The following is a 261-nucleotide window of genomic DNA, read 5'->3' as shown; positions in this document are numbered from 1 at the left end:
CGGGTCAGGCCCGGCACATAAAAGGCTTATGCCTTGTTCTGACGCCACCATTCCGCCAGCAGCACGCCGGTCGCAACGGATACGTTCAGGCTTTCAACGTTGCCAGTGCCGTCGATAGAGACGCTCAGGTCAGCGCTGGAGAGTGCCGCATCAGACAGACCATCACGCTCCTGACCTAACACCAGCACCATTTTGCGCGGCAGCGTCGCTTTAAACAGCGGCGTAGCGGCACGGCTTGAGGTGGTGACAATGGTGTAGCCC

Annotated in this window: 1 protein-coding gene; it reads right to left on the bottom strand. The window is 59.8% G+C overall.

Annotated elements, in window-relative coordinates:
- Positions 1 to 26: 26 nt before the first annotated feature.
- Positions 27 to 261: TrmH family RNA methyltransferase (locus RTW80_RS29730; RefSeq protein ID WP_312721734.1), on the bottom strand; the 235-nt coding region annotated here is incomplete at its 5' end.

This window comes from Escherichia sp. AM3, from assembly GCF_032029835.1.
Classification (GTDB): Bacteria; Pseudomonadota; Gammaproteobacteria; order Enterobacterales; family Enterobacteriaceae; genus Escherichia; species Escherichia coli.
This window is presented reverse-complemented; position numbering and strand designations above follow the sequence as displayed.